General features: G+C 68.5%; 1 protein-coding gene. It reads left to right on the forward strand.

Annotated features, from left to right (window positions below; genetic code table 11):
* Positions 1-242 (forward strand): hypothetical protein (locus L9G74_RS21435; RefSeq protein WP_238898841.1); only part of this gene is annotated, 242 nt, incomplete at its 5' end.
* Between the last annotated feature and the right edge of the window lie 9 nt (positions 243-251).

Below are 251 nucleotides of genomic sequence, written 5' to 3' on the forward strand. Positions count from 1 at the left end.
CCAAGGCCCTGAAGGTGCTGGTGGACGGGGTGGGGGAGGGGTTGGTCCTCGCGGGGGAGGGGGGCTACTACGCCCTCTACTACCTCTTTGGCCTCCAGGGGCGGAGGGCCCCAGACCCCGGGGAGACCCCGGACTGGGTGGAGGGCCCCGCCCCCTCCTGGGAGGGCTTCCGCCTCCCTTACGATCAGGCCCGCTGGCTGGAGGAAAACGGCTACATGTCCTTTGTCAACGAGTCCAAGTAGGAGGGAACC

The organism is Shewanella electrica, assembly GCF_022321485.1.
GTDB lineage: Bacteria > Pseudomonadota > Gammaproteobacteria > Enterobacterales > Shewanellaceae > Shewanella > Shewanella electrica.